Genomic DNA, 22,678 nt, shown 5'->3' with positions numbered 1-22,678 from the left:
CACAAGTGACCGCGAACTTTCAGAAACATGCGGTCCACTGTGGGAGCGAGCTTGCTCGCGATGAGGCCCGAAAGAACACCTCCAGCCATGGAACCTCACAAATCTCCAACATTTCCCCCAACCATTTCCCACACTTTGCGCAAATGCCGTTAGTCGCCACCCCCCGCGATGCTTTAAAGTAACGCCCCCAGCCCTGGCGTTAGCGGAACGTCTGCGGTCACCCTTTCCAGGAACAGTCATCGATGGAACATCGTGAAGCGCTGCTAGCGCTGCGAACCTTTCTTTCAACGCAGATTCTCGGCCAGGAAAAACTCATCGAGCGCTTGCTCATCGCCTTGCTTGCCGACGGCCACATGCTGGTCGAAGGCGCCCCCGGCCTGGCCAAGACCAAGGCCATCAAAGAACTCGCCGAAGGCATCGAAGCCCAGTTCCACCGTATCCAGTTCACCCCCGACCTGCTGCCGGCCGACATCACCGGCACGGAAATCTATCGCCCGGAAACCGGCAGTTTCGTGTTCCAGCAGGGCCCGATCTTCCACAACCTGGTGCTGGCGGACGAAATCAACCGTGCCCCGGCCAAGGTCCAGTCGGCGCTGCTCGAAGCCATGGGCGAGCGTCAGGTCAGTGTCGGGCGCAGCACCTATGAACTGTCGCCGTTGTTCCTGGTGATGGCCACGCAAAATCCGATCGAACAGGAAGGCACCTACCCGCTGCCCGAAGCCCAGCTCGACCGGTTCCTGATGCACGTGAAGATCGGCTTTCCGGACGCCGCCGTCGAACGCCGCATCCTGCAACAGGCCCGTGGCGAAGCCCTCAATGGCGAAACCAAACCCGAACGCCGTGTCAGCCAGCAGGCGATCTTTGCCGCACGCAAGGAGATTCTCGGCCTGTACATGGCCGATGCCGTGGAGGAATATCTGGTGCAACTGGTCATGGCCACGCGCACGCCCGCCAAGTTCGACCCGGAGATGGCCGAATGGATCGCCTACGGCGCCAGCCCCCGCGGTTCGATTGCCCTGGACCGTTGCGCCCGGGCACACGCCTGGCTGGCCGGTCGTGACTTCGTCAGCCCCGAAGACATTCAAGCGGTGTTGTTCGACGTACTGCGTCACCGCATCATTCTCTCCTTTGAAGCCGAAGCCGCCGGTATCGATCAGGACCGGGTGGTCCAGCGGATTCTCGACGTCGTAGCCGTCGCTTGACCCCGATGAACGCCATCCTGCCGCCCGAGCCGGGCATCCGCGTCAGCCTCGCCGAACTGATCGAGATGCGCCATCGCGTGCGTGAAGTGCAATTGTTCTCCACCCCGAGCCAGCGCAGCCCGCTGATCGGCCTGCACCACTCGAAACTGCGTGGGCGTGGCGTGGATTTCGATCAGGTGCGGGTCTATCAGGCCGGCGACGACGTGCGCAGCATCGACTGGCGCGTCACCGCCCGCACTCAGGAACCGCACACCAAGCTGTTCCACGAAGAACGCGAACGGCCGATTTTCATCATGGTCGAGCAGAGCCGTCGGTTGTTCTTCAGCTCGGGGCTGATGTTCAAATCGGTGCTGGCCGCCCAGGCGGCGAGCCTCATCGGCTGGGCCGCGCTGGGTCACAACGACCGGGTCGGCGGCCTGGTGTTCGGCGACAACGAGCACTACGAGATCAAGCCACGGCGCAGCAAGCAGAGCCTGCTGCAGTTGCTCAACCGCCTGGTGCGGGTCAATCAGTCCTTGCACACCGAAAGCGAGACGGACCGCGACGCCTTCAACATCGCCCTGCGCCGTGCCAGGGAAGTCCTGCGTCCCGGCAGCCTGGTGATCGTGATCTGCGACGAACGCGCCCTGACCGAGGGGGCCGAACAACAACTCAGCCTGCTGTCGCGCCATTGCGACCTGTTGCTGCTGCCGGTGTCCGACCCGCTTGATCATGCCCTGCCCGCCGCCGGGCTGTTGCGCTTTGCCGAGCGCGGTGCACAGCTGGAACTCGACACCCTCAATTTCGACCTGCGCCAGGCTTACCGCGCCCAGGCCGAGGCGCGCATTGCCCGTTGGGAACTGCTGGCGCAAAAACTGCGGGTGTTGCTGATGCCGTTAAGCACACAGAGCGAGATGGTCGAGCAACTGCGCGAATACCTGAACCCGGAACGTCCGGGGAAAAGCCGATGAGCAACCTGGAACAACTGCAACCACTGATTTCGCCGCCACCGATCGAATTCTGGCCACCGGCGCCGGGTTGGTGGCTCCTGCTGTTATTGCTGCCGCTGCTCGGTTTTGGCCTGTGGCAGTTGCGCCGGTTACTGCCCAAACGCCCCGTCGTGCGCGCCGAACAGCCGCTGGACCCGGTGCGCGTCGCGGCCCTGGCCGAACTGGCGCAGATGCCCAAGCCCTACGACGGCGCGCCGGCCGGTGCCTGGTTGCAGCAGCTCAATGGGTTGCTCAAGCGCCTGTGCCGCAACCATTACCCCTACAGCCAGAGCCACACCCTCAACGGGCGCAAATGGCTGGCCTTCCTCGACAACCGTTGCCCGGCCGCAGGACTGACCCGCTGGATGGTGCTGGTCGAAGGGGCCTACAAACCCGAATGCAAGCTTGACGACAAGGCCATCGCCGGCCTGACTCAAGCGGTCGAGACCTGGATTCGCAAGCATGTTTGAGTTCGCCTGGCCGTGGATCTTCGCCCTGCTGCCGCTGCCCTGGCTGCTGCGCATCGTGCTGCCGGTGGCGGACAGTGGCGAACCGGCACTCAAGGTCAGTTTCCTCAGCGACCTCGAAGGCCTCGCCCGGCGCCGCGCACGCGCCAACCTGCCGGCCTGGCGCCAACAAGCTCCATTCATCCTGCTGTGGTTGTTGCTACTGATCGCCGCGGCGCGCCCGCAATGGCTCGGCGAACCGCTGCCGATTGCCGCCAGCGGCCGGGATCTGCTGGTGGCGGTGGACGTCTCCGGATCGATGGATTTCCCCGACATGCGTTGGCAGGACGACGAGGTCAGCCGCCTGGCATTGGTCCAGCATCTGCTTGGCGACTTCCTCGAGCATCGTGAAGGCGATCGGGTCGGCCTGATCCTGTTTGGCAGTCGGGCTTACCTGCAGGCGCCGCTGACGTTTGACCGACGCACCGTTCGGGTCTGGCTCGACGAAGCGCGAATCGGTATCGCTGGCAAGAACACGGCAATAGGCGATGCCGTTGGCCTGGCAATCAAGCGGCTGCGCATGCGCCCGGCGCAAAGTCGCGTGCTGATCCTGGTCACCGACGGCGCCAACAACGGCGGCGAGATCGATCCGCTGACAGCCGCGCGGCTGGCGGCCACAGAGGGGGTAAAAATCTACCCCATCGGCATCGGTGCCGATCCGGAGGAAAGCGGCACCCTGGGCTTTCTCGGCGTAAACCCGAGCCTGGACCTCGACGAGCCGACCTTGACGGCCATTGCCGAAGCGACAGGCGGCCAGTATTTCCGCGCCCGCGACGGCAAGGAACTGCAAGCGATCAAGGACATTCTCGATAAACTCGAGCCGGTGACCCAGCAACCCACCCAGGCGCGTCCGGCCCAGGCCTTGTATCACTGGCCACTGGCACTGGCGTTATGGCTGAGCATGTTGTTGGTCATCCATGAGCGCTGGCCGGACAACCCCTTGCAGCGCCTGTTTACCAAGGATCTGTTTTTGCAGACGCAACTGCCCGAATGGCGTCAGCGGCTCAAACGGCTGCGCCTGCGGAGGCGCCGATGAGCGCGCTCTGGCCCTACTGGTTCCGCCCCTGGTGGCTGCTGCTGTTGCCGGTACTCGGCTGGCTGTTGTGGCAACTCTGGCACCGCCAGAAACGTGCCGGGCGCTGGCAGATGATTCTGCCGCCGGCCTTTCATGCGGCATTGCTCAGTGGTGGCAGCGGTCGCGACAGTAAATTGCCGTGGGTCGCCCTGGGTCTGGCGTGGGTGCTGACTATTCTCGCGCTGCTGGGACCGAGTTGGGACCGTGTCGAGCAAGCCAGTCAAAAACCGGCCGACCCGCTGGTGGTGATACTGGAACTGACCCCGGAAATGCTCGCCACCGATATTACGCCCAACCGCCTGGAACACGCCCGGCGCAAGTTGTTCGACTTGCTGCAATACCGCAGCGACGCCCAGACTGCCATTGTCGTCTACGCGGGCAGCGCTCACACCTTGGTGCCGCTGACGGATGACCTGTCCACCAGCCGCAATCTGCTAGACGCGCTCAAGCCGTCGCTGATGCCCCAGGCCGGCCACCGCGCCGATCTGGCGGTGACCAAGGCCCTTGCCTTGCTGAATCAGGGTGCCCTCGGCGAGGGTCGGATCCTGTTCATCGGCTCGACCCTGACCGAAGAGGAACGCCAGGGGATTCGTCAGGCGCTGGATGGCCAGTCGACGCAGTTCCTGATGCTCGGTATCGGCACCGCCGAAGGCGCGCCGATCACGCAAGAGGACGGCAGCTTTCTCAAGGACGATCAGGGCGCGATTCTGGTGCCGCATCTGGACGAACCCAGCCTGAAAGCCTTTGCCAATGCACTGGACGGCCGCTACCGCCACGCGCGCCTGGACGATGGCGATCTGCGGGCATTAGGCCTGCTCGACGGCCCGCGCACACTGCGTAACGACGGCCAGACCGTGCGCCTCGATACCTGGGCCGACCAGGGTTACTGGCTATTACTGCCACTCTTGCTGCTGGCGGCCTGCGCCGGGCGCCGCGGCTGGCTGTTCTGCCTGCCGCTGCTGTTGCTGATGCCGCAGTCGAGCCATGCCTTCGAATTCGAAGACCTGTGGCTGCGGCCCGATCAGCAGGGTGTGCGGCTGCTCAAGCAAAAGCGCCCGGCGCAGGCCGCCGAGCGTTTCGCCGACCCGCAATGGCAAGGTGTGGCGCTCTATGAGGCCGGCGACTACAGTGGCGCCGCTCAGCGGTTCGCTGCGGGCAACGACGCTCACGCCCACTACAATCGAGGCAACGCCCTGGCCAGGAGCGGTGAGCTGGAAGCGGCGCTGGATGCCTACGAACAGGCGCTGGAACGTCAGCCTGATTTGCGCCCGGCACTGACCAACAAGGCGCTGGTGGAAGATTTGCTCAAGCAGAAAAACACCGCGCAGCCTCTGGAGCCGGACCAAGACCCGGGCGAGGAAAAACAGGCCGACAAGCAAGAACCGCCGCCCGGCGCTGCCACTCAGTCGCCGGGCAACGGTGAACCGCAGACCGAAACCGGGCAGAGCACTGCCGCGGACTCCGAGCAGCCATCCACCGCGCCGCCGAAACCGGGGGCCAACGAAGTCCCCGGCAGTGAGCTGGGGGATGAACAACACACCACGCCGCCCTTGCGCCCGGCCAATGCCAGCATCGATGGCGAACAGCGCCAGGCACTGGAGCAATGGCTGCGCAAGATCCCGGATGACCCGGGTGAATTGCTCAGGCGCAAATTCTGGTACGAACAGCAACAACATCAGGATCAGGGAAAAACTCGATGACCCGCTTCACCCTCTCCAGGTTCGCCCTGCTGCCCGCCCTGATGCTCTGCACCCTTCAGGCCCAGGCGGCGGAGCTGGTCGCCAGTGTCGATCGCAGTCGCCTGAACTCCGGCGAGACCGTCGAGCTGACCCTGGAATCCACTGATGTCACGCAGTTCGGCAAGCCCGACCTGACGCCGCTGGAGCCACTGTTCGAGGTGCGCGGCACCCGTCAGGTCAACCAGTTGAACACCCTGAACGGCGACAACCGGGCGACCACCCGCTGGATAATCACCCTGTTGCCACGGCAGAACGGTAGCGTGGAAATTCCGTTGCTGCACCTGGGGGATGCGCAGAGCCAGCCGATCACCCTGCAAGTGCTCGAGAGTGAAACCCAGGACAGCAGCAACAAACTGGCCCCGGTGTTCATCGACGCCAGCCTCGATCAAGACAGCGTGTACGTCCAGGCCCAGGCGATCCTGACCCTGCGCATCTACCATTCGGTGTCGCTGTACGATGACAGCAGCCTGCCACCCTTGCAGATCGCCGATGTACGCATCGAGCAACTGGGCGAGTCGCGCACCTACGAAAAAGACATCAATGGCCTGCGTCACGGCGTGATCGAAATGCGCTATGCGATCTACCCGCAACACAGTGGGGAATTGATCATTCCGGCGCAGATCTTCAATGCCGCCCTGGTGGACGCCAAGCCGCCCCAGGACGCCACCTCCCAGGTACCCAAATCCGGCAAACTGATGCGCGTCAGCTCCTCGGAGATACGGCTGACGGTCAAGGCCAAACCGGGCGCCTACCCGGCTGATGTGCCCTGGCTGCCGGCCCGCAGCCTGAGTCTGAGCGAAAGCTGGAACCCGGAACCGGATCACGCCCAGGTCGGCGATTCGCTGACCCGCCGCCTGACCGTGAAGGCCGAGGGCCTGGCCAGCTCGCAATTGCCGCCGCTGCCTGCGACCGATGTCAACGGCTTGCGACGCTACCCGGATCAACCGATGCTGGGCAACCAGAACAGCGATCGCGGCCTGATCGGCAGTCGCGAAGACCGCGAAGCCCTGGTGCCAACCCGTAGCGGCGCCATCGAGTTGCCCGCGGTGGAAGTGACTTGGTGGAACACCTTCGAGGATCACCTGGAACACACCAGCCTGCCGGCCCAGACCCTGCAAGTGGCGAACAATCCGAGCCTGATGGTCGACACCCCGGCGGGCACGACGCCGGTCATTTCCGCGGCAGACAGCCAAACGCTCTGGCGCTGGAAACTCAGCAGCCTGATCCTGGCCTGCACCACCCTGCTGGGCTTCGGCCTCTGGTGGCGCGCCCGCTGGCAACCGGCGATCCTGCGGACCGCGCAGACCGGCCCGAGCCCGCGCACCGTGCTCGACGACCTCAAGCGCGCCTGCCAGGCCAACGACCCCAGCGCCACCCGCCAGGCCCTCGACGCCTGGGCCCGGCAACAACCGGAAACCCTGGCCGACATGGCCGCCCGCTTCGTCCCGCTGTCCGACGCCCTCGACGGACTGAACGGCGCGCTCTACAGCGAAACCGGCCAGCACTGGCAAGGCGAGGAACTGTGGCGGGCGATCAAGGTGATTCCGATTGCCGAGCGCACACATGACCCTGTAGGCGACAGTGGGTTGCCGCCGCTTTATCCCAAATAAGCCTGCGCTAGCTCCGACAGGAGTGTGCGCCATTGCATTGCAGGGGTTGCCGAAGGCTGCGATCTTTTTGCTGTTTGCCAGTAAACTCTCTCCCTTTCGCCGTCATCATTTCCCACGCGGCCATCACCTTATTTCCTACGGAGTTCGCCTTGCGTCTGTTTCACACCTCCGACTGGCACCTCGGGCAGAACCTGCACGGCCAGGACCGCGATTTCGAGCACGGTTGTTTCCTCGACTGGCTGCTGCGCCAGCTCAAGCTGGATCAGCCCGATGTACTGCTGATCGCCGGCGATATCTTTGACACGGTCAACCCGCCGGTCAAAGCCCAGGAACGCCTTTACGATTTCATCGTCAGCGCCCACGAGCAGCAGCCGAAGCTGACGATCGTGATGATCGCCGGCAATCACGATTCCGGCTCGCGCATTGAATTGCCCGCGCCGTTGATGCGCCGTTTGCGCACGCATGCCCTTGGTCGGGTGCTGTGGCTGGACGATGGTCAACTCGACGCCGAGCGGCTGCTGTTGCCATTACCGGATGCCAAGGGCAAAACCGTCGCCTGGTGCCTGGCGCTGCCGTTCCTGCGTCCGGCGGAAGTTACCGGCGCGCACCTGGGTGACAACTACCTGCGCGGTATCGGACAGGTTCACGAATGGCTGATCGAAGCCGCCAATGCCAAGCGCAAACCGGGCCAGGCGCTGATCGCCATCAGTCACGCGCACATGGCCGGCGGTTCGGTGTCGGAAGACTCCGAGCGCAGCCTGATCATCGGCAATGCCGAAGCCCTGCCCGCCAGCCTGTTCGGGCCGAGCATCAGCTACGTCGCCCTGGGGCATTTGCACAAGCCGCAGAAGGTCAACGCGCAAGAACGCATTCGCTACAGCGGCTCGCCGATTCCTCTGTCGTTTTCCGAGATCGGTTATCAGCATCAGATCCTCGACGTCACACTCGACGGCGAAACCCTGGTCAGCGTCGAGCCGAAGCTGATTCCCCGCGCGGTGAATCTGCAGCGCATCGGACCGGCGCCGTTGGCCGACATCTTGCTGCAACTGGCCGACCTGCCGGACATCGACCTGCTGGCCGACATTCAGCGTCAGCCTTGGCTGGAAGTCCGGGTGCGCCTGGATGAGCCGCAACCGGATCTGCGCCATCAAGTCGAAAGCGCCCTGCATGGCAAAGCCGTGCGCCTGGTGCGCATCGCCGCGGAATACGTCGGCAACGGCAGCCGCGATGGCGTCGATGACGGCACGACGCTGGTTGAGCTGGACCAGCTCACCCCGCAGGAACTGTTCAGCCGCGCGTGGCAGGACAGCTATGGCAGCGAGGTCGATGAGCAAACGCTGAAGGACTTTGCGCAGTTGTTGCAGGACGTGCAGATGGAGAGCGAACAACCATGAAGATCCTCGCGATCCGCCTGAAGAACCTCGCCTCGCTGGCCGGTCCGTTTGAGATCGACTTCACCGCTGAACCGCTGGCCAGCGCCGGGCTGTTCGCGATTACCGGCCCCACCGGCGCGGGCAAAAGTACCCTGCTCGATGCGTTGTGCCTCGCATTGTTCGGCGCTGTGCCGCGCTTGAGCAATGCGCAGACGTCGGCCAAGGCACCGGACGCCGATGGCGAAATCGGCACCGGCGACCCGCGCACCTTGCTGCGTCGAGGCACCGGTGAAGGTTATGCCGAAGTGGATTTCGTCGGCATTGACGGCCGCCGTTACCGTGCACGCTGGGAAGCCAATCGCGCCCGGGAAAAGGCTGGCGGCAAACTGCAAGCCAGTCGCCAGAGCTTGCGCGACATCGATCAGGATCAGCTGCTAGCCAGCCAGAAAGTCGAGTTCAAAATCCAGCTGGAATCGGTGCTGGGCCTGAATTTCGAGCAGTTCACCCGAGCGGTGCTGCTCGCCCAAAGCGAGTTCAGTGCCTTCCTCAAGGCGAACGACAACGAACGCAGCGAGCTCCTGGAAAAACTCACCGACACCGCGCTCTATACCCGTCTGGGTCGCCGCGCCTTTGACAAGACCAAGGAAGCCCGCGAAACCCACAAGCTGTTGCAGGACCAGGCCAGCGGCGTCACGCCGCTGTCACCTGAAGCCCGGGCCGAACTCGATGAGCGCTTCAACCAGGCTCAGCAACAACTCAAGACGCAACAGGCGCAACTCAAACAGCTTGAGCTGCAACACACCTGGCTCAAGGACCTGCGCCTGTTGCAGGACGCGCAACAAAGCGCCACCGAACAACTGACCGGCGCCCAACGGCATTGGGACAGTCTGGCGGGCGAACGTGTGCAATTGACCCGGCTGGAGCAACTGGCGCCGCAACGGCACCAGTTCGCGCGCAAGGCCGAACTCAGCGCCCGGCTCACGCCGCTGACCGCGCAGATCGAGCAGTCCACCCGCCAGCAAGCCGAGTTGAACGAGCGTCAGGCGCAACTCGAACTCAGCCTTGGCGCGGCGCAGACCGCGCTGATCGACGCCCAACGCCAGCACACCAGCTGTGCACCGCTGCTGCGCCAGGCGTTTGAAGAGCAAAGCACCCTCGCCCGCCTGAATCTGGAAGTCGGTCGCAGTGCCGAACTCAAGCAACAGGCAGAATTGGCCTGCACTCAAGGGCAGCAAAGGATCCAGGGACTGCTTGAGCAGCAAGCGCACGTGGCCGCACGTCTGCAGCGAATCGCCGGGGAGCTTGAGCAAAGCACCCATCTGGCGCCGCTGAGCGATGCCTGGAACGCCTATCGTGATCGGCTGCAGCAACTGATGCTGGTGGGTAATCGCCTGAACAAGGGCCAGGCTGAACTGGCTGCCCTTGAACTAAGCGCTACCCGCGCCGCTGAAGAATTGGCGGCGCAAAAGAACCATCTGGAAGTGCTCTACAAAGAAGCGGGTGCCGAGCCGGAAGCCGTGGCCGAGCGGATTCAGCTGCTCGGCAACCTGCTGCAGGACAACCGCAAACAACTGCGCGCGTTCGAAGAGCTGACGCGGCTGTGGGCCAGCCAGCAGGATCTCGACAAGCGCACCGCCGAGCTGCAACAGCGCCAGCTCACTGCGCAGCAGGAACGTGATCGCCTGACCCAGGACGGCGTGCAGACCAAAAACCAACTGACCGTTGCCGAACAGACCCTGAAAGTCACCCGCGAACTGCTGGAACGCCAGCGTCTGGCCCGCAGCGCCAGCGTCGAAGAATTGCGCGAGCAGCTGCAGGACGATCAACCCTGCCCGGTGTGCGGCAGTCCTGATCATCCTTACCATCGGCCAGAAGCCTTGTTGCAAAGCCTCGGCCGCCACGATGAAAGTGAACAGGCGAAGGCCCAGCAGGCCGTCGACCTGCTCAAGGAAAAACTCACCGATCTGCGCGCGGAAGTCGGCGGCCTGATCGCTCAACAAAGGGAATTTCTGCAGCAGCAGGAGCAACTCGCCGCGCAGCAACAGGGCCTGACACCCAGCCTCGAAGCGCATCCGCTTGCGACCCAGTTGCTCAAGCAGGACAGGCCCAAACGCGATGCCTGGCTGGCCCAGCAGAACAGTCAGTTGAACCAGAGCATCAGCCAGGACGAACAGCGCCAATCCGCCCTGCTCACCTTGCAACAGGATGCCGCGCGCCTTCAACAGCAGCTGCGCAGCGCCGAAGCGGCGAGCCAGCAAGCGTCCCAGCACCTCGCCAACCAGCAACGTGAATTGAACAGTGATCGTCAGCGCCTGGACGAAGAGCTGACGGCATTCGGCGCTCTGCTCCCGGCCGACACGCTGCAAGCCTTGCGCAACGAACCTGCCGCCACCTTCATGCAGCTCGACCGACAGATCGCCCAGCGTCTGGAGCAACTCGACCAGCAACGCGATGAGTTCAACGAACAGCAACAGCGCCAGCAGACGCTGGAGAAAGAACAGGATCGGCAACAGACCCTCGCCCAGCAACTGGAAACGGCCCGCCAGCAGTTCGCCGCCCTCGCCGAACAGCAACAGGCTTGCCAGCACACACTCGCGCAATTGCTTGGCGAACACGCCAGTGCCGAACAGTGGCAACAGCAGCTGGATCAAGCCGTCGAGCAGGCGCGCACTGCCGAAGCGACGGCCAACATGGAACTGCAAAGTGTGCGCACGCACCTGGTCAAACTGGCCGCCGAACTCAAGGCGCAGCAAGAGCGCCTGATCGCGCTGGAAAGTGAAAATAACCAGCTCGGCGGCAAGATTGCCGACTGGCGAACCTTGCATCCGGAACTGGATGACGCGGGTCTGCAAGCGCTGCTGAGCGTCGACGATCAACACGTCAGCGAACTGCGCCAGCGACTGCAGCAAAGCGAAAAAGCCATCGAACAGGCCAAGGTATTGCTGCAGGAGCGCGACCAGCGGCTGCTCGATCATCAGGCCCGGCACACTGGCAACCTGGATGCCGAGCAGCTCGCAACCGCGCTCACCGACCTGCAATCGCTGTCCGCCACCAGCGAACACCGCTGCGCCGAACTGCGAGCCGAACAGGCCGAGGATCAACGCCGACAGAATGCCAATCAGGCCCTGGCGCAGCAGATTGCCGACGCCTACACCGAATATCAACGCTGGGCCCGCTTGAATGCACTGATCGGCTCGGCCACCGGCGACACCTTCCGCAAGATCGCCCAGGCCTACAACCTCGACCTGCTGGTGCATCACGCCAACGTTCAATTGCGCCAACTGGTGCGCCGCTATCGCCTGAAGCGTGGCGGCAGCATGCTCGGGTTGCTGGTGATGGACACCGAGATGGGCGACGAACTGCGTTCGGTGCATTCATTGTCCGGTGGCGAGACCTTCCTGGTCTCGCTGGCACTGGCATTGGGCCTGGCATCGATGGCATCGAGCACGCTGAAAATCGAATCGCTGTTCATCGATGAAGGCTTCGGCAGTCTCGATCCGGAATCCCTGCAACTGGCCATGGACGCCCTCGATGGCTTGCAGGCCCAGGGGCGCAAGGTCGCGGTGATTTCCCACGTCCAGGAAATGCATGAGCGCATCCCGGTGCAGATTCAGGTCCGCCGTCAGGGCAACGGCCTGAGCACACTGGAGGTGAAATGAATACCTTGTATTCGTTCCGCCGCTGCCCCTATGCCATGCGGGCGCGCATGGCCCTGCGTTACTCGGGGGTTGCCGTGGACATTGTCGAGGTCAGCCTGAAGGCCAAACCCGCCGAGATGCTGGCGCTGTCGAGCAAAGGCACGGTGCCGGTGCTGAGCGTCGATGGCCAGGTGATCGATGAAAGCCTGTCGATCATGCACTGGGCCCTGGCGCAGAACGATCCGCAGGATTGGTTGCTCAAGGACGATCCGCTCGGACAGCAACGCATCGCCGAGCTGATCGAAGCGAACGATCAGGTGTTCAAGCTGCACCTGGATCGCTACAAATACGCCGAGCGTTATCCCCAGCAACCGATGGAAGTCTATCGCGCCGAAGGTGAGGTATTTTTACGCAGGCTCGATGAGCTGCTGGAAGGGCGCGATTATTTGCTGGCAGTGCATCCAAGCCTGGCGGATGTGGCGCTGATGCCGTTCGTGCGGCAATTCGCCCATGTCGATCGCGAGTGGTTCGGGCAGACGCGCTACTTGCGCTTGCAGGCCTGGTTGCAGCGGTTTATCGAGTCAGACCTGTTCACATCAATCATGAAGAAATAACCAATCCCCTGTTGCCCGCGAAGCTTTTGGCGATATTGAAGGCCTCTTCGCGGGCAAGCCTCGCTCCTACAGGGGGTGGGTTGTGGCGGGGAAAATCAGGCCAGCACCGAGCACATCTTCAACGCCGAGCAATCCACGTGAAACGGCCCGAAAAATTCACCCTGGCGCTTGATCGGCGGATTACCCGCCAACAGCCCCAGGGCCTTCGCGGTTTCGATGTTGCGTGCAAGGTTGTGATTGGCTTCGATGGTCCGTGCCACCGAGCCCGCCGAGGCTTGTCCGATCCCCAGCAGGGATGATCCGTTGGTCATGAACGCCAGGAAGGCGATGACCCAAAGTCTGTACCCTTTCATGCTCCGGCGATCCCCGCGATACGAGCCTGATCGACCGTCACGTTTTGCGAACGGTGTTCAAACTGGATGCCGGGATGAGCGACCTGAATCGGCGCTTCAAGGGTTTGACGCGACTGCGGTGAAAGGCTGAAAACCAGGACCATGGCCAGGTAAAGACCGATCGCCACATAGGCGCCGCGTTTGGCAGAAGTGAGGATGGTGCTGGCCATGATGTTCTCCGCAGGCATGTTTCGATGACCACAGAGTCGATCAAAAAAGTCGTCACAACCACTCAGGGTTATCCATAGTAAACATCAGCTTCGTTGATCATTAAGTCCGTCTATGTCGGTCTTTGATAAAACCTATCAAGCGCCCGCGGGCAGCTTGCAGCGCTTCTCGATGGCTGGTCAGGCGGAAGAATGGGGGGATGGAAAAATCGAAAATGATGCTGCCGTAAACGCGTTATGCAGGAGCGACATCACTTCATGGCCTCTCGACGCGGACGGTCGATCGGCAAGTGACTTCGCTCCTGCATAAAGTGTGCAGGGTTCAATGTTCAGTGTTGGCTTTTGTGATCCAGCGCGGCGTAGAAGTTGGCGCTCTGCTGCAGGTATTTCTGGGTGTAGCTCTGGGTGTGGGATTTTTTGTCGCTGATTTCAACGTTGGCATTGGCAGGCAGCGCCACGGTGGCCGAGATGGCGGAGGCGGCGATAACGGAGAAGAGATTGAAGTTCATGGCGGTAGTCCTCGAAGTCAGTTGGCTTGCTTGCCCGGTGGGGCCGTGGAGCAAACTTAACCTTCGAGGTTGGCACCTTGAAATCTTTTGTAGCATTAGCAGATATCAGCGTCATTAATAGAAGGATGCAGGCCCCGTCAACCGGGGCCTGCGGCTTATTGACGCACCAGGAACTTGAGATCGCTCGGGGCATCCATCGGCAATTTCTGCACGGTTTTACCCAGCAGACCGGTGTTGGCATCGCGCTCGACGACCACGATCTGGTTGCTTTTCTGATTGGCGATCAACAGGAACTTGCCACTGGGATCGAGGCTGAATTCGCGCGGATGGTCACCTTCCACGGAGCGGCGCTGCAGCTCCTTGAGATGGCCCGTCGCAGGATCAATGGCGAATACCAGCAACTGATTGGCCGTGCCACGGTTGCTGACGTAGAGGAACTTGCCATCGGCCGAAGCATGCAATGCCGCCGCGGCCTTGTCCGACACGGGCTGGCCCGCCGCCAGGTCGACCATTTGCGTCTGCTCGAGCTGGCCGTCGCGGTATTCGAACACCGCGACCTGCGCGCTCATTTCCATGGTCAGCCACGCGTGCTTGCCATCGGCGCTGAACAACAGGTGCCGTGGCCCGCTGCCGGCTGGCAACTGGACCGAGGCCGGTTGGGCCGCGGTCAATGGCAGGTCCGGGTTGGTCTTGGGGTCGAAGCGATAGACAAAGATCCGGTCCGCCCCCAGGTCATTGGAAAACACGTAGCGGCCGTCCGGCGATGAGACCGTCGAGTGCACATGGGCCGACATCTGCCGCTCGGGATTGACCCGGCTGGCGGGATGACTGCTCATTTGCACCACGGACTGGAGCTTGCCGTCGGTACCCAGCGGCAATACCGCCAGCGTGCCGCCGGGATCCTCGGCCACCGAGTAGTTGCTGACCAACAGGTGACTGGCATCAGCGCTGAGACTCGAATGTGTCGGCTCGTTGCCAAGGCTTTGCACTTGATTGATCAGGCTCAGCTCACGGGTCTTGGGATCGATCGCATAACTGCTGACGCGCCCTACCGGATCCGCCTGCCCCGGGCCGTTTTCGTTGACGACGAACAGGTGCCGCTGATCCCTGGACAGGGTCAGCCAGGACGGGTTTTCGCTGTTGACCACTTGCAGTGCCCTGGCATCGAGCTGCCCGGTTGCGGCGTCGAAGTTCAGGCGATAAATCCCCTGGCTCTGGCCGGCGGTGTACGACCCCACCAACAACTGGTAACTGTCAGCCGATGCAGCCTGCACGCCCATGGCGCCGACACTGCCTGCGATCAATAGTGGCCAGAGATTACGCATCCGCATTCGTTTCGTCCTCGTCGTCACCACCACCGAAAGCCTCCATCAGGACCAGACGATGCTCGCCGGAATCACCGGTGATGAGCCAGCTTTGCAGGGTCGGATCGAAGGTCGCAGCGTTGATCTGGGCCATGCTGAACGCCCAGCGTTTCGCCGCTCGGCCGTCCATGCATTCGATGTGCAGGTTGTCGTCTTCATCGAGGGAGAAATCGAAGGCGTGCAGCCCGTCGATTTCCAGCATGTCGCAGTGTTCGAGGGCGTTGAGCAAGGTGTCGGTTACGGCAGTCATGGCAGTCAATCTTTGAATGGAAAGACGCAATGATAGCTCAATGTGGGGGTGGGTCTGTGCGGGCCCCAAAACTTGCTGGCGACACTGGACCCTGTCGGACATCGGGGTGTACACAAGTCCCGAGCCGGGCACAGATCCAGTGTGGGAGCGAGCCTGCTCGCGAAGGCGGTGTGACAGTCAAGGAACATGTCGACTGACACTCCGCATTCGCGAGCAGGCTCGCTCCCACAGGGATTGGTGTTTAGCTGTTAGAGGGCGTCGCGGGACGGCTGGCCGTCCACCAGGCGCTGGATTCTCAGTGGATTGGCATTTTTCAACGCCTCCGGCAACAAGCTGTCCGGATAGTTCTGGAAACACACCGGTCGCAGGAAACGATCGATCGCCAAGGTGCCGACTGACGTTCCGCGCGCATCGGAGGTCGCCGGATACGGCCCGCCGTGGACCATCGAATCACAGACTTCCACGCCCGTCGGATACCCATTGAGCAGGATCCGCCCGACCTTCTGCTCCAGCAACGCCGTCAGCTCGTCGAACTGTTCGAAATCCGCTGGTTCGCCGATGATGGTCGCCGTCAGCTGCCCATGCAATCCGTTCAACGCGGCACTCAGTTGCGCCTGGTCCGCGACTTCGACAAACACCGTGGTCGGACCAAACACTTCCTCTTGCAGCACTTCATCGCCATCAATCAGCAAGCTGGCATCCGCCTTGAACAGCTGCGGCTGCGCCTGAATGCCTTGTTGCGGGCTGCCGGCCAGGTGTTCGATGCGCGGATGCGCGAGCAGCTTCTGCAGACCCTGGCCATAACTGCTCAAGGTGCCGACGTTGAGCATGGTCTGCGCCGGCTGATCGCCCATCAGTGCGGCGACCTGCTGCATGAACGCGCTGAACTGCGGCGAACGAATCCCGATCACCAGCCCAGGATTGGTGCAGAACTGGCCGCAGCCCTGCACCACCGACGCGGTCAGGTCACGGGCCACGCTTTGTGCGCGAACGTCCAGGGCCTGGGGCAACACGATCACCGGGTTGATGCTCGACATCTCGGCAAACACCGGGATTGGCTGCGCACGCGCGGCGGCCATGTCGCACAACGCCCGGCCGCCCTTGAGCGAGCCGGTAAAGCCCACCGCCTGAATCGCCGGATGCTTGACCAGCGCTTCGCCCACCCCGCCACCGTAGATCATGTTGAACACGCCGGCCGGCATGCCGGTTTTTTCCGCGGCGCGGACGATGGCATCGGCGACCTGCTCGGCCGTGGCCATGTGCCCGCCATGAGCCTTGAAGACTACCGGGCAGCCGGCGGCCAATGCCGAAGCGGTGTCGCCGCCGGCCGTGGAAAACGCCAACGGGAAGTTACTCGCACCAAACACGGCCACCGGGCCGAGACCGATGCGGTACTGGCGCAGGTCCGGACGCGGCAACGGCTTGCGTTCCGGCAAAGCCTGATCGATGCGTGCGCCGTAGAAATCACCGCGACGCAGCACCTTGGCGAACAGGCGCATCTGACCGCTGGTGCGCCCGCGTTCGCCTTGAATTCGTACGGCGGGCAACGCGGTTTCGCGGCGGACCACGGCGACGAACTCATCGCCCAAGGCATCCAGTTCATCGGCAATCGCATCAAGAAACTGCGCCCGGCGCTCGGCCCTCAGGCTGCGATACGCCGGGTAAGCGGCGGCGGCAGCCTTGGCCGCAGCGTCGACTTCCTCCCCGGTGGCCTGGTAGAAATCGTGGGGCAAGGCTTCGCCGGTACTGGCATCCACGCTCTGGAGTTTGCGCTGGCCGGCGGCGCTGCGTTGGCCGCCGATGTAGTTGTGGCCGAGGATCTGGGTCATGGATATCTCCTTAAAGACTGCCGACGGTGCCGGGTTCGAACGCCGCTTCGACGGTTTCGATGCCGTTGATCAACGGCGCGCCGAACTCGGCCTGGCTGATCTCGAACACATCACCCGGCCGGGTGCGGATGCCGTCGGCGAAAGACAGAGTCGCGGTGCCGAAGAAGTGAATGTGCACATCCCCCGGACGCAGGAACTGGCTGTATTTGAAATGGTGGTACTCAAGGTTCTCGAGGCTGTGGCACATGTTGGCTTCGCCACTGAGAAACTCGTTCTGCCACAGCACCTCGCCGTCGCGCAGAATGCGGCTGGTGCCTGCCAGGTGTTGGGGTAGTTCTCCGACCCGAAGTTCCGGCCCGTAACTGCAACTGCGCAATTTCGAATGGGCCAGGTACAGATAGTTCTTGCGCTCCATCACGTGATCGGAGAACTCGTTGCCCACGGCAAACCCGAGGCGCCAGGGTTTGCCGTCGTGGCCGATGACATACAGGCCACTGAGTTCAGGTTCTTCCCCGGCGTCTTCGGCAAAGGGCGGCAGCGGGAACGGCTGGCCCGGACGCACGACAATGCTGCCGTCACCCTTGTAGAACCATTCCGGTTGCACACCGGCCTGCCCCGCCGCGGGTTTACCATCCTCCACGCCCCACTTGAAGATACGCATGGTGTCGGTCATCGCGGCTTCGTCGCCAGCCTGCTGATGCATCTTGTCCCGCGCCGAAGCGCTGCCCAGGTGGGTCAGACCGGTGCCGCTGACCAGCATGTGCGCCGGGTCCGGGTGATCCAGCGGCGGCAGGATGCGCAGCGTGGCCAGCAGCTCGGCATAGTCGTGGCCGATGCCCAGGCCCAGGGTGCTCACCTGCTGCTCAAGATTGACGCCGGCCTCGATCGCCGCCAACGCCAGATCACGCACCGTGCGCGCGTCCTGTACCTCACGCACCAGACCATCCTCGACCACGCCGACCCGGCGCTCACCGTTACTCAATTCGAACTGAACCAAACGCATGGTTTTCTCCTGTATTCAAATCTCAAATCCGACGCTGGCCCCCAGTGGGAGCGAGCTTGCTCGCGATAGCGGTCTATCTTTCAACATTGATGGAGACTGACACTCCGTCATCGCGAGCAAGCTCGCTCCCACAGGGGATCTATGTGATGTCTCAAGTACGGCTTGCAACCCGCGCACTGGCCGCAAACTGGTCCGCCGGCAACACATGCTTGCGCTCCAGCACGCGATAAACCACGCCAGTCAGGAGCAGCCCGAACACCATCACACCGGACAGAAAGTACAAGCCCGAAGCCAGATTGCCGGTGTATTCCTTCAGCGCACCGATCACGAACGGCCCGATGTAGCCACCCAGGTTGCCCACCGAGTTGATCAAGGCGATCCCGGCCGCCGCACTGGCGCCGGCAAAGAAACGACCCGGCAAGGTCCAGAACACCGCGGTGCAGGAAAACAGCGCGAACGCCACCAGGCACAGCGCGGCCAATTGCAGCACCGGCACTGTCAGCCAGGCGCTGAAGAACAGACCGATGGCGCCCAGTACGTAAAGCACGGCCAGGTGGCCATAACGGTCGTTCAGGCGATCGGAACTGCGCGGAATGATCAGCAAACCGATGATCCCGAAGATGTAGGGCACCGATGATACGAAGCCGGTCACCAGATCGGTCCCGCCGAATTGCTTGATCAAGGTCGGCAGCCACAAACCCAGGCCATAGATGCTCAGGGTTACCGGCAGGTAAAACAGCGCCAGCAGCAACACGCGTTTGTCCTTGAGCGCATGCAGCGGATTGCCGTGGCGGGTCTGGCCGTATTCCTCAAGATCCTTTTTCAGCTCGCCGGTCAGCCAGTCCTTCTCGGCCTGATCCATCCATTTCACTTGCTTGGGGCCATCGGGCAGCCAGCGCAGCACCGGCCAGGTCAACAGGATTGCTGGGGTGCCGATGACGATGAACAGCCACTGCCAGCCGTGCAAGCCGAGGATCCCGTCCATGCCCAGTAGGCCCCCGGATACCGGACCGGTGATCAGCATGGCGATAGGCTGGGAAAGGATGAACAGCCCGAGGATTTTGCCGCGATGGCGCACCGGGAACCACTGGGTGATGTAGTAGAGCACGCCCGGGAAGAACCCGGCTTCGGCGGCACCGAGCAGAAAGCGCATCACATAGAAGCTGTGCGGGCCCTGGACGAAGGCCATGCCGATGGTGATGGCACCCCAGGTGACCATGATCCGCGCGAACCAGCGTCGCGCGCCGAAGCGTTCCAGCATCAGGTTGCTGGGGATTTCCAGCAGGAAGTAACCAATGAAGAACAGCCCGGCACCCAGGCCGTAGGCGGCGTCACCGATGCCGATATCGGCACCCATGTGCAGCTTGGCGAAGCCTACGGCGGAGCGATCCACATAGGCGATCAGGTACAGCAAGATCAGGAAGGGAATCAGTTTCAGTGTGATGCGACGAATAAGCCGCAGTTCCTGGCTCATGAGATCGGTCTCCGATTGTTGTTGTTATAGAAACTCGGGGGATGCCTCTCGCGGAAAACCGCCAGGGCCAATCCCTCAGTTGAAAGCGACTATATAGTAATACTATTTAACCAACAACACTTCCAAACACAGCAATTTGCGCTTATGTTAGGCATCAGCTCGAACAATATAGTCATACAATAAGAGAATCGATCATGTCTGATAAGAAACCCACCCTGCGCTCCGCCCAATGGTTTGGCACCGCCGACAAGAACGGCTTCATGTACCGCAGCTGGATGAAGAATCAGGGCATCGCCGACCACCAGTTCCATGGCAAGCCGATCATCGGCATCTGCAACACCTGGTCGGAACTGACCCCCTGCAACGCGCATTTCCGCCAGATCGCGGAGCACGTCAAACGCGGCGTGATTGAGGCCGGGGGTTTTCCGGTGGAATTTCCGGTGTTCTCCAACGGCGAATCGAACCTGCGCCCGACCGCCATGCTCACCCGCAACCTGGCGAGCATGGACGTCGAGGAAGCGATTCGCGGCAACCCGATCGATGGTGTCGTACTGCTGACCGGTTGCGACAAAACCACCCCGGCACTGCTGATGGGCGCGGCCAGTTGCGACGTGCCGGCGATCGTCGTCACCGGCGGGCCGATGCTCAACGGCAAGCACAAGGGCCAGGACATCGGCTCGGGCACGGTGGTCTGGCAGCTCAGCGAGCAAGTGAAAGCCGGCACTATCACCATTGACGATTTCCTTGCAGCCGAGGGCGGCATGTCGCGCTCGGCCGGTACCTGCAACACCATGGGCACGGCCTCGACCATGGCCTGCATGGCCGAAGCCCTCGGCACTTCCCTGCCCCACAACGCGGCCATTCCAGCCGTCGATGCGCGTCGCTATGTGTTGGCGCACATGTCCGGCATGCGCGCGGTGGAAATGGTCCGCGAAGATTTGCGTCTGTCGAAAATCCTCACCAAAGAAGCGTTTGAAAACGCCATCCGCGTCAACGCCGCCATCGGTGGTTCGACCAACGCGGTGATCCACTTGAAAGCCATCGCCGGGCGCATCGGTGTGGAACTGGACCTGGACGACTGGACCCGCATCGGTCGCGGCATGCCGACCATCGTCGACCTGCAACCGTCCGGACGCTTCCTGATGGAAGAGTTCTACTACGCCGGCGGCTTGCCTGCGGTGCTGCGTCGCCTCGGCGAAGCCAATCTGATCCCGAACCCCGACGCCTTGACCGTCAACGGCAAGTCGATTGGCGAAAACACCAAAGACGCGCCGATCTATGGCCAGGACGAAGTGATCCGCACCCTCGATAACCCGATCCGCGCCGACGGCGGCATCTGCGTATTACGCGGCAACCTGGCCCCTCTCGGTGCCGTGCTCAAGCCGTCCGCCGCCAGTGCCGAACTGATGCAGCACCGCGGTCGTGCGGTGGTGTTCGAGAACTTCGACATGTACAAGGCGCGGATCAACGATCCGGAACTGGACGTCGATGCCAATTCGATCCTGGTGATGAAAAACTGCGGACCCAAGGGTTATCCGGGCATGGCTGAAGTCGGCAACATGGGCTTGCCGGCCAAGCTGCTGGCCCAGGGCGTGACCGACATGGTGCGCATTTCCGACGCGCGCATGAGCGGCACCGCGTACGGTACGGTGGTCTTGCATGTGGCACCGGAAGCAGCGGCTGGCGGGCCTTTGGCGACAGTGAAGGAAGGCGACTGGATCGAGCTCGATTGCGCCAACGGCCGTCTGCACCTGGACATCCCGGATGCCGAACTGGCGGCGCGCATGGCGGATCTGCAACCACCGCAGCAACTGATCGTGGGCGGTTATCGTCAGCTGTACATCGACCATGTGCTGCAGGCGGATCAGGGCTGCGATTTCGACTTCCTGGTCGGTTGCCGCGGGTCCGAAGTCCCCCGCCACTCCCACTAACCCCACCACTCCCTGTGGGAGCGAGCCTGCTCGCGATTGCGGATTCACATTCAACACTTCTGTTGACTGACACCCCGCTATCGTCGGAACGCCGCCCGGAGCAAGCTCGCTCCCACATTTGATACCCATCGTTTTCAAGACTCGCGCAAGCGACCATCATCCGCCGCGCCTGTTATCATGCGCCGCACCTCCATCGCTCAGGATCGCGCCGCTCCCCATGGATTACCGCAAACCCTCCGACCGCAAAAGCATGCACTCGCGCATCGTCCAGGAACTGGGCATGCAGATCGTCTCGGGACGCTTCAAACCGGACGACAAACTGCCCGCCGAAGCCCTGTTGTGCGAAGAGTACGCGGTCAGTCGGCCGGTGCTGCGCGAAGCCACCCGGGTGCTGGTCGCCAAGGGCCTGGTGTATTCCCGCCCGCGGGTCGGCACCGTGGTCAAACAGCGCAAGGAATGGCACATGCTCGATCCGGACGTGCTGCACTGGTTGATGCAAAGCAGCCCGCAGAATCAATTCTTCGATCTGCTGACCAGCGTGCGCAGCATTATCGAACCGGCCGCCGCCGCCCTCGCTGCGCAGCACGCCACGGACGAAGACATCGCCGCCATCGGCGAGGCCTACCAACGCATGGAAACCGCACCGACTCCCGAAGCCTTGTTGCAACCGGACCTGGACTTCCACAGCCGAATCGCCGATGCCACGCACAACGATTTACTGGCGAACCTGTGCAACATGCTCTCGGTAGCGATCGCCGAAGCGTTGAAGCACTCCAACCAGCGACCGAATCTGCATGAGCTGGCGCTGCCGCGGCACAAGGCGATCCTCACGGCGATCGAGAATCGTGATGCGCTGGGTGCGCGGCATGCAACGCTGGTGCAACTGGATGATGCGCGTAGTGCGCTGAATGTGGTGTTAGGCACCGTCCCCTCCTGATCACCTCGGATCAAAATGTGGGAGCAGGCTTGCTCGCTCCCACAGGGCCCAGCGTCAATCCACAGATATAAAAAAGCCGCAACCCTGGTTGCGGCTT

19 protein-coding genes are annotated in these 22,678 nt (G+C 62.5%); 11 read left to right on the top strand and 8 right to left on the bottom strand.

Annotation, left to right across the window (positions count from 1 at the left end):
• The first annotated feature begins 242 nt into the window (after positions 1–242).
• The 9 genes from ACA041_RS14560 (at position 243) to ACA041_RS14520 (ending at position 12,725) form a co-directional block, all read left to right on the top strand.
• The gene (locus ACA041_RS14560; RefSeq protein WP_008150800.1) at positions 243–1,202 is read left to right on the top strand and encodes an AAA family ATPase; all 960 of its coding nucleotides are present in this window, start codon (positions 243–245) and stop codon (positions 1,200–1,202) included.
• A gap of 5 nt (positions 1,203–1,207) precedes the next feature.
• Positions 1,208–2,152 carry a DUF58 domain-containing protein gene (locus ACA041_RS14555; protein ID WP_497441746.1) on the top strand — a complete coding sequence of 315 codons (945 nt, stop codon included), beginning with the start codon at positions 1,208–1,210 and terminating at the stop codon, positions 2,150–2,152.
• Positions 2,149–2,640 carry a DUF4381 domain-containing protein gene (locus ACA041_RS14550; protein WP_497441745.1) on the top strand — a complete coding sequence of 164 codons (492 nt, stop codon included), beginning with the start codon at positions 2,149–2,151 and terminating at the stop codon, positions 2,638–2,640. The genes ACA041_RS14555 and ACA041_RS14550 overlap by 4 nt, the downstream gene beginning before the upstream one ends.
• The gene (locus ACA041_RS14545) at positions 2,633–3,712 is read left to right on the top strand and encodes a vWA domain-containing protein (protein ID WP_497441744.1); all 1,080 of its coding nucleotides are present in this window, start codon (positions 2,633–2,635) and stop codon (positions 3,710–3,712) included. The genes ACA041_RS14550 and ACA041_RS14545 overlap by 8 nt, the downstream gene beginning before the upstream one ends.
• The gene (locus ACA041_RS14540; RefSeq protein WP_497441743.1) at positions 3,709–5,451 is read left to right on the top strand and encodes a VWA domain-containing protein; all 1,743 of its coding nucleotides are present in this window, start codon (positions 3,709–3,711) and stop codon (positions 5,449–5,451) included. The genes ACA041_RS14545 and ACA041_RS14540 overlap by 4 nt, the downstream gene beginning before the upstream one ends.
• On the top strand, positions 5,448–7,100 hold the full coding sequence (locus ACA041_RS14535; RefSeq protein WP_497441742.1) for a BatD family protein: 1,653 nt from the start codon (positions 5,448–5,450) through the stop codon (positions 7,098–7,100). Before ACA041_RS14540 ends, ACA041_RS14535 begins: the two co-directional genes overlap by 4 nt.
• A gap of 149 nt (positions 7,101–7,249) precedes the next feature.
• Complete coding sequence (locus tag ACA041_RS14530; protein ID WP_497441741.1) at positions 7,250–8,494, top strand: exonuclease SbcCD subunit D C-terminal domain-containing protein; 1,245 nt, start codon at positions 7,250–7,252, stop codon at positions 8,492–8,494.
• Positions 8,491–12,132, top strand: a complete 3,642-nt coding sequence (locus ACA041_RS14525; protein WP_497441740.1) for an SbcC/MukB-like Walker B domain-containing protein — start codon at positions 8,491–8,493, stop codon at positions 12,130–12,132. Before ACA041_RS14530 ends, ACA041_RS14525 begins: the two co-directional genes overlap by 4 nt.
• Positions 12,129–12,725 (top strand): glutathione S-transferase, encoded by a 597-nt coding sequence (locus ACA041_RS14520; RefSeq protein ID WP_497441739.1) that lies wholly within the window; start codon positions 12,129–12,131, stop codon positions 12,723–12,725. Before ACA041_RS14525 ends, ACA041_RS14520 begins: the two co-directional genes overlap by 4 nt.
• 95 nt (positions 12,726–12,820) lie before the next feature.
• Here the strand turns inward: ACA041_RS14520 and ACA041_RS14515 are convergent, their stop codons facing one another.
• The 8 genes from ACA041_RS14515 to ACA041_RS14480 all read right to left on the bottom strand — a co-directional run bounded on the left by ACA041_RS14515 (position 12,821) and on the right by ACA041_RS14480 (position 19,713).
• Complete coding sequence (locus tag ACA041_RS14515) at positions 12,821–13,078, bottom strand: hypothetical protein (protein WP_497441738.1); 258 nt, start codon at positions 13,076–13,078, stop codon at positions 12,821–12,823.
• On the bottom strand, positions 13,075–13,287 hold the full coding sequence (locus ACA041_RS14510) for a hypothetical protein (RefSeq protein WP_497441737.1): 213 nt from the start codon (positions 13,285–13,287) through the stop codon (positions 13,075–13,077). The genes ACA041_RS14515 and ACA041_RS14510 overlap by 4 nt, the downstream gene beginning before the upstream one ends.
• 326 nt (positions 13,288–13,613) lie before the next feature.
• Complete coding sequence (locus tag ACA041_RS14505) at positions 13,614–13,793, bottom strand: hypothetical protein (protein WP_367371740.1); 180 nt, start codon at positions 13,791–13,793, stop codon at positions 13,614–13,616.
• A 155-nt stretch (positions 13,794–13,948) separates the two neighbouring features.
• The gene (locus ACA041_RS14500; protein ID WP_497441736.1) at positions 13,949–15,118 is read right to left on the bottom strand and encodes a lactonase family protein; all 1,170 of its coding nucleotides are present in this window, start codon (positions 15,116–15,118) and stop codon (positions 13,949–13,951) included.
• Positions 15,111–15,407, bottom strand: a complete 297-nt coding sequence (locus tag ACA041_RS14495) for a DUF5629 family protein (RefSeq protein WP_497441735.1) — start codon at positions 15,405–15,407, stop codon at positions 15,111–15,113. The genes ACA041_RS14500 and ACA041_RS14495 overlap by 8 nt, the downstream gene beginning before the upstream one ends.
• A gap of 248 nt (positions 15,408–15,655) precedes the next feature.
• A complete protein-coding gene (locus ACA041_RS14490; protein WP_497441734.1) occupies positions 15,656–17,236 on the bottom strand; it encodes an aldehyde dehydrogenase (NADP(+)) in 1,581 nt (526 codons plus the stop codon).
• A gap of 10 nt (positions 17,237–17,246) precedes the next feature.
• A complete protein-coding gene (gene araD1 / locus ACA041_RS14485; protein WP_497441733.1) occupies positions 17,247–18,239 on the bottom strand; it encodes an AraD1 family protein in 993 nt (330 codons plus the stop codon).
• Positions 18,240–18,390: 151 nt separating this feature from the next.
• A complete protein-coding gene (locus tag ACA041_RS14480) occupies positions 18,391–19,713 on the bottom strand; it encodes an MFS transporter (RefSeq protein ID WP_497441732.1) in 1,323 nt (440 codons plus the stop codon).
• 194 nt (positions 19,714–19,907) lie between these two features.
• Here ACA041_RS14480 and ACA041_RS14475 point away from each other — a divergent pair, with 194 nt between their 5' ends.
• Both ACA041_RS14475 and ACA041_RS14470 read left to right on the top strand, forming a co-directional pair.
• Positions 19,908–21,644 carry an IlvD/Edd family dehydratase gene (locus tag ACA041_RS14475; protein ID WP_497441731.1) on the top strand — a complete coding sequence of 579 codons (1,737 nt, stop codon included), beginning with the start codon at positions 19,908–19,910 and terminating at the stop codon, positions 21,642–21,644.
• 217 nt (positions 21,645–21,861) lie between these two features.
• Positions 21,862–22,581, top strand: a complete 720-nt coding sequence (locus ACA041_RS14470; protein WP_497441730.1) for a FadR/GntR family transcriptional regulator — start codon at positions 21,862–21,864, stop codon at positions 22,579–22,581.
• The last annotated feature ends 97 nt before the right edge of the window (positions 22,582–22,678 follow it).

The organism is Pseudomonas sp. LBUM1676, from assembly GCF_059695605.1.
Note: the sequence above shows the minus strand (reverse complement) of the source record. Positions and strands in the feature narration are given on the sequence as shown.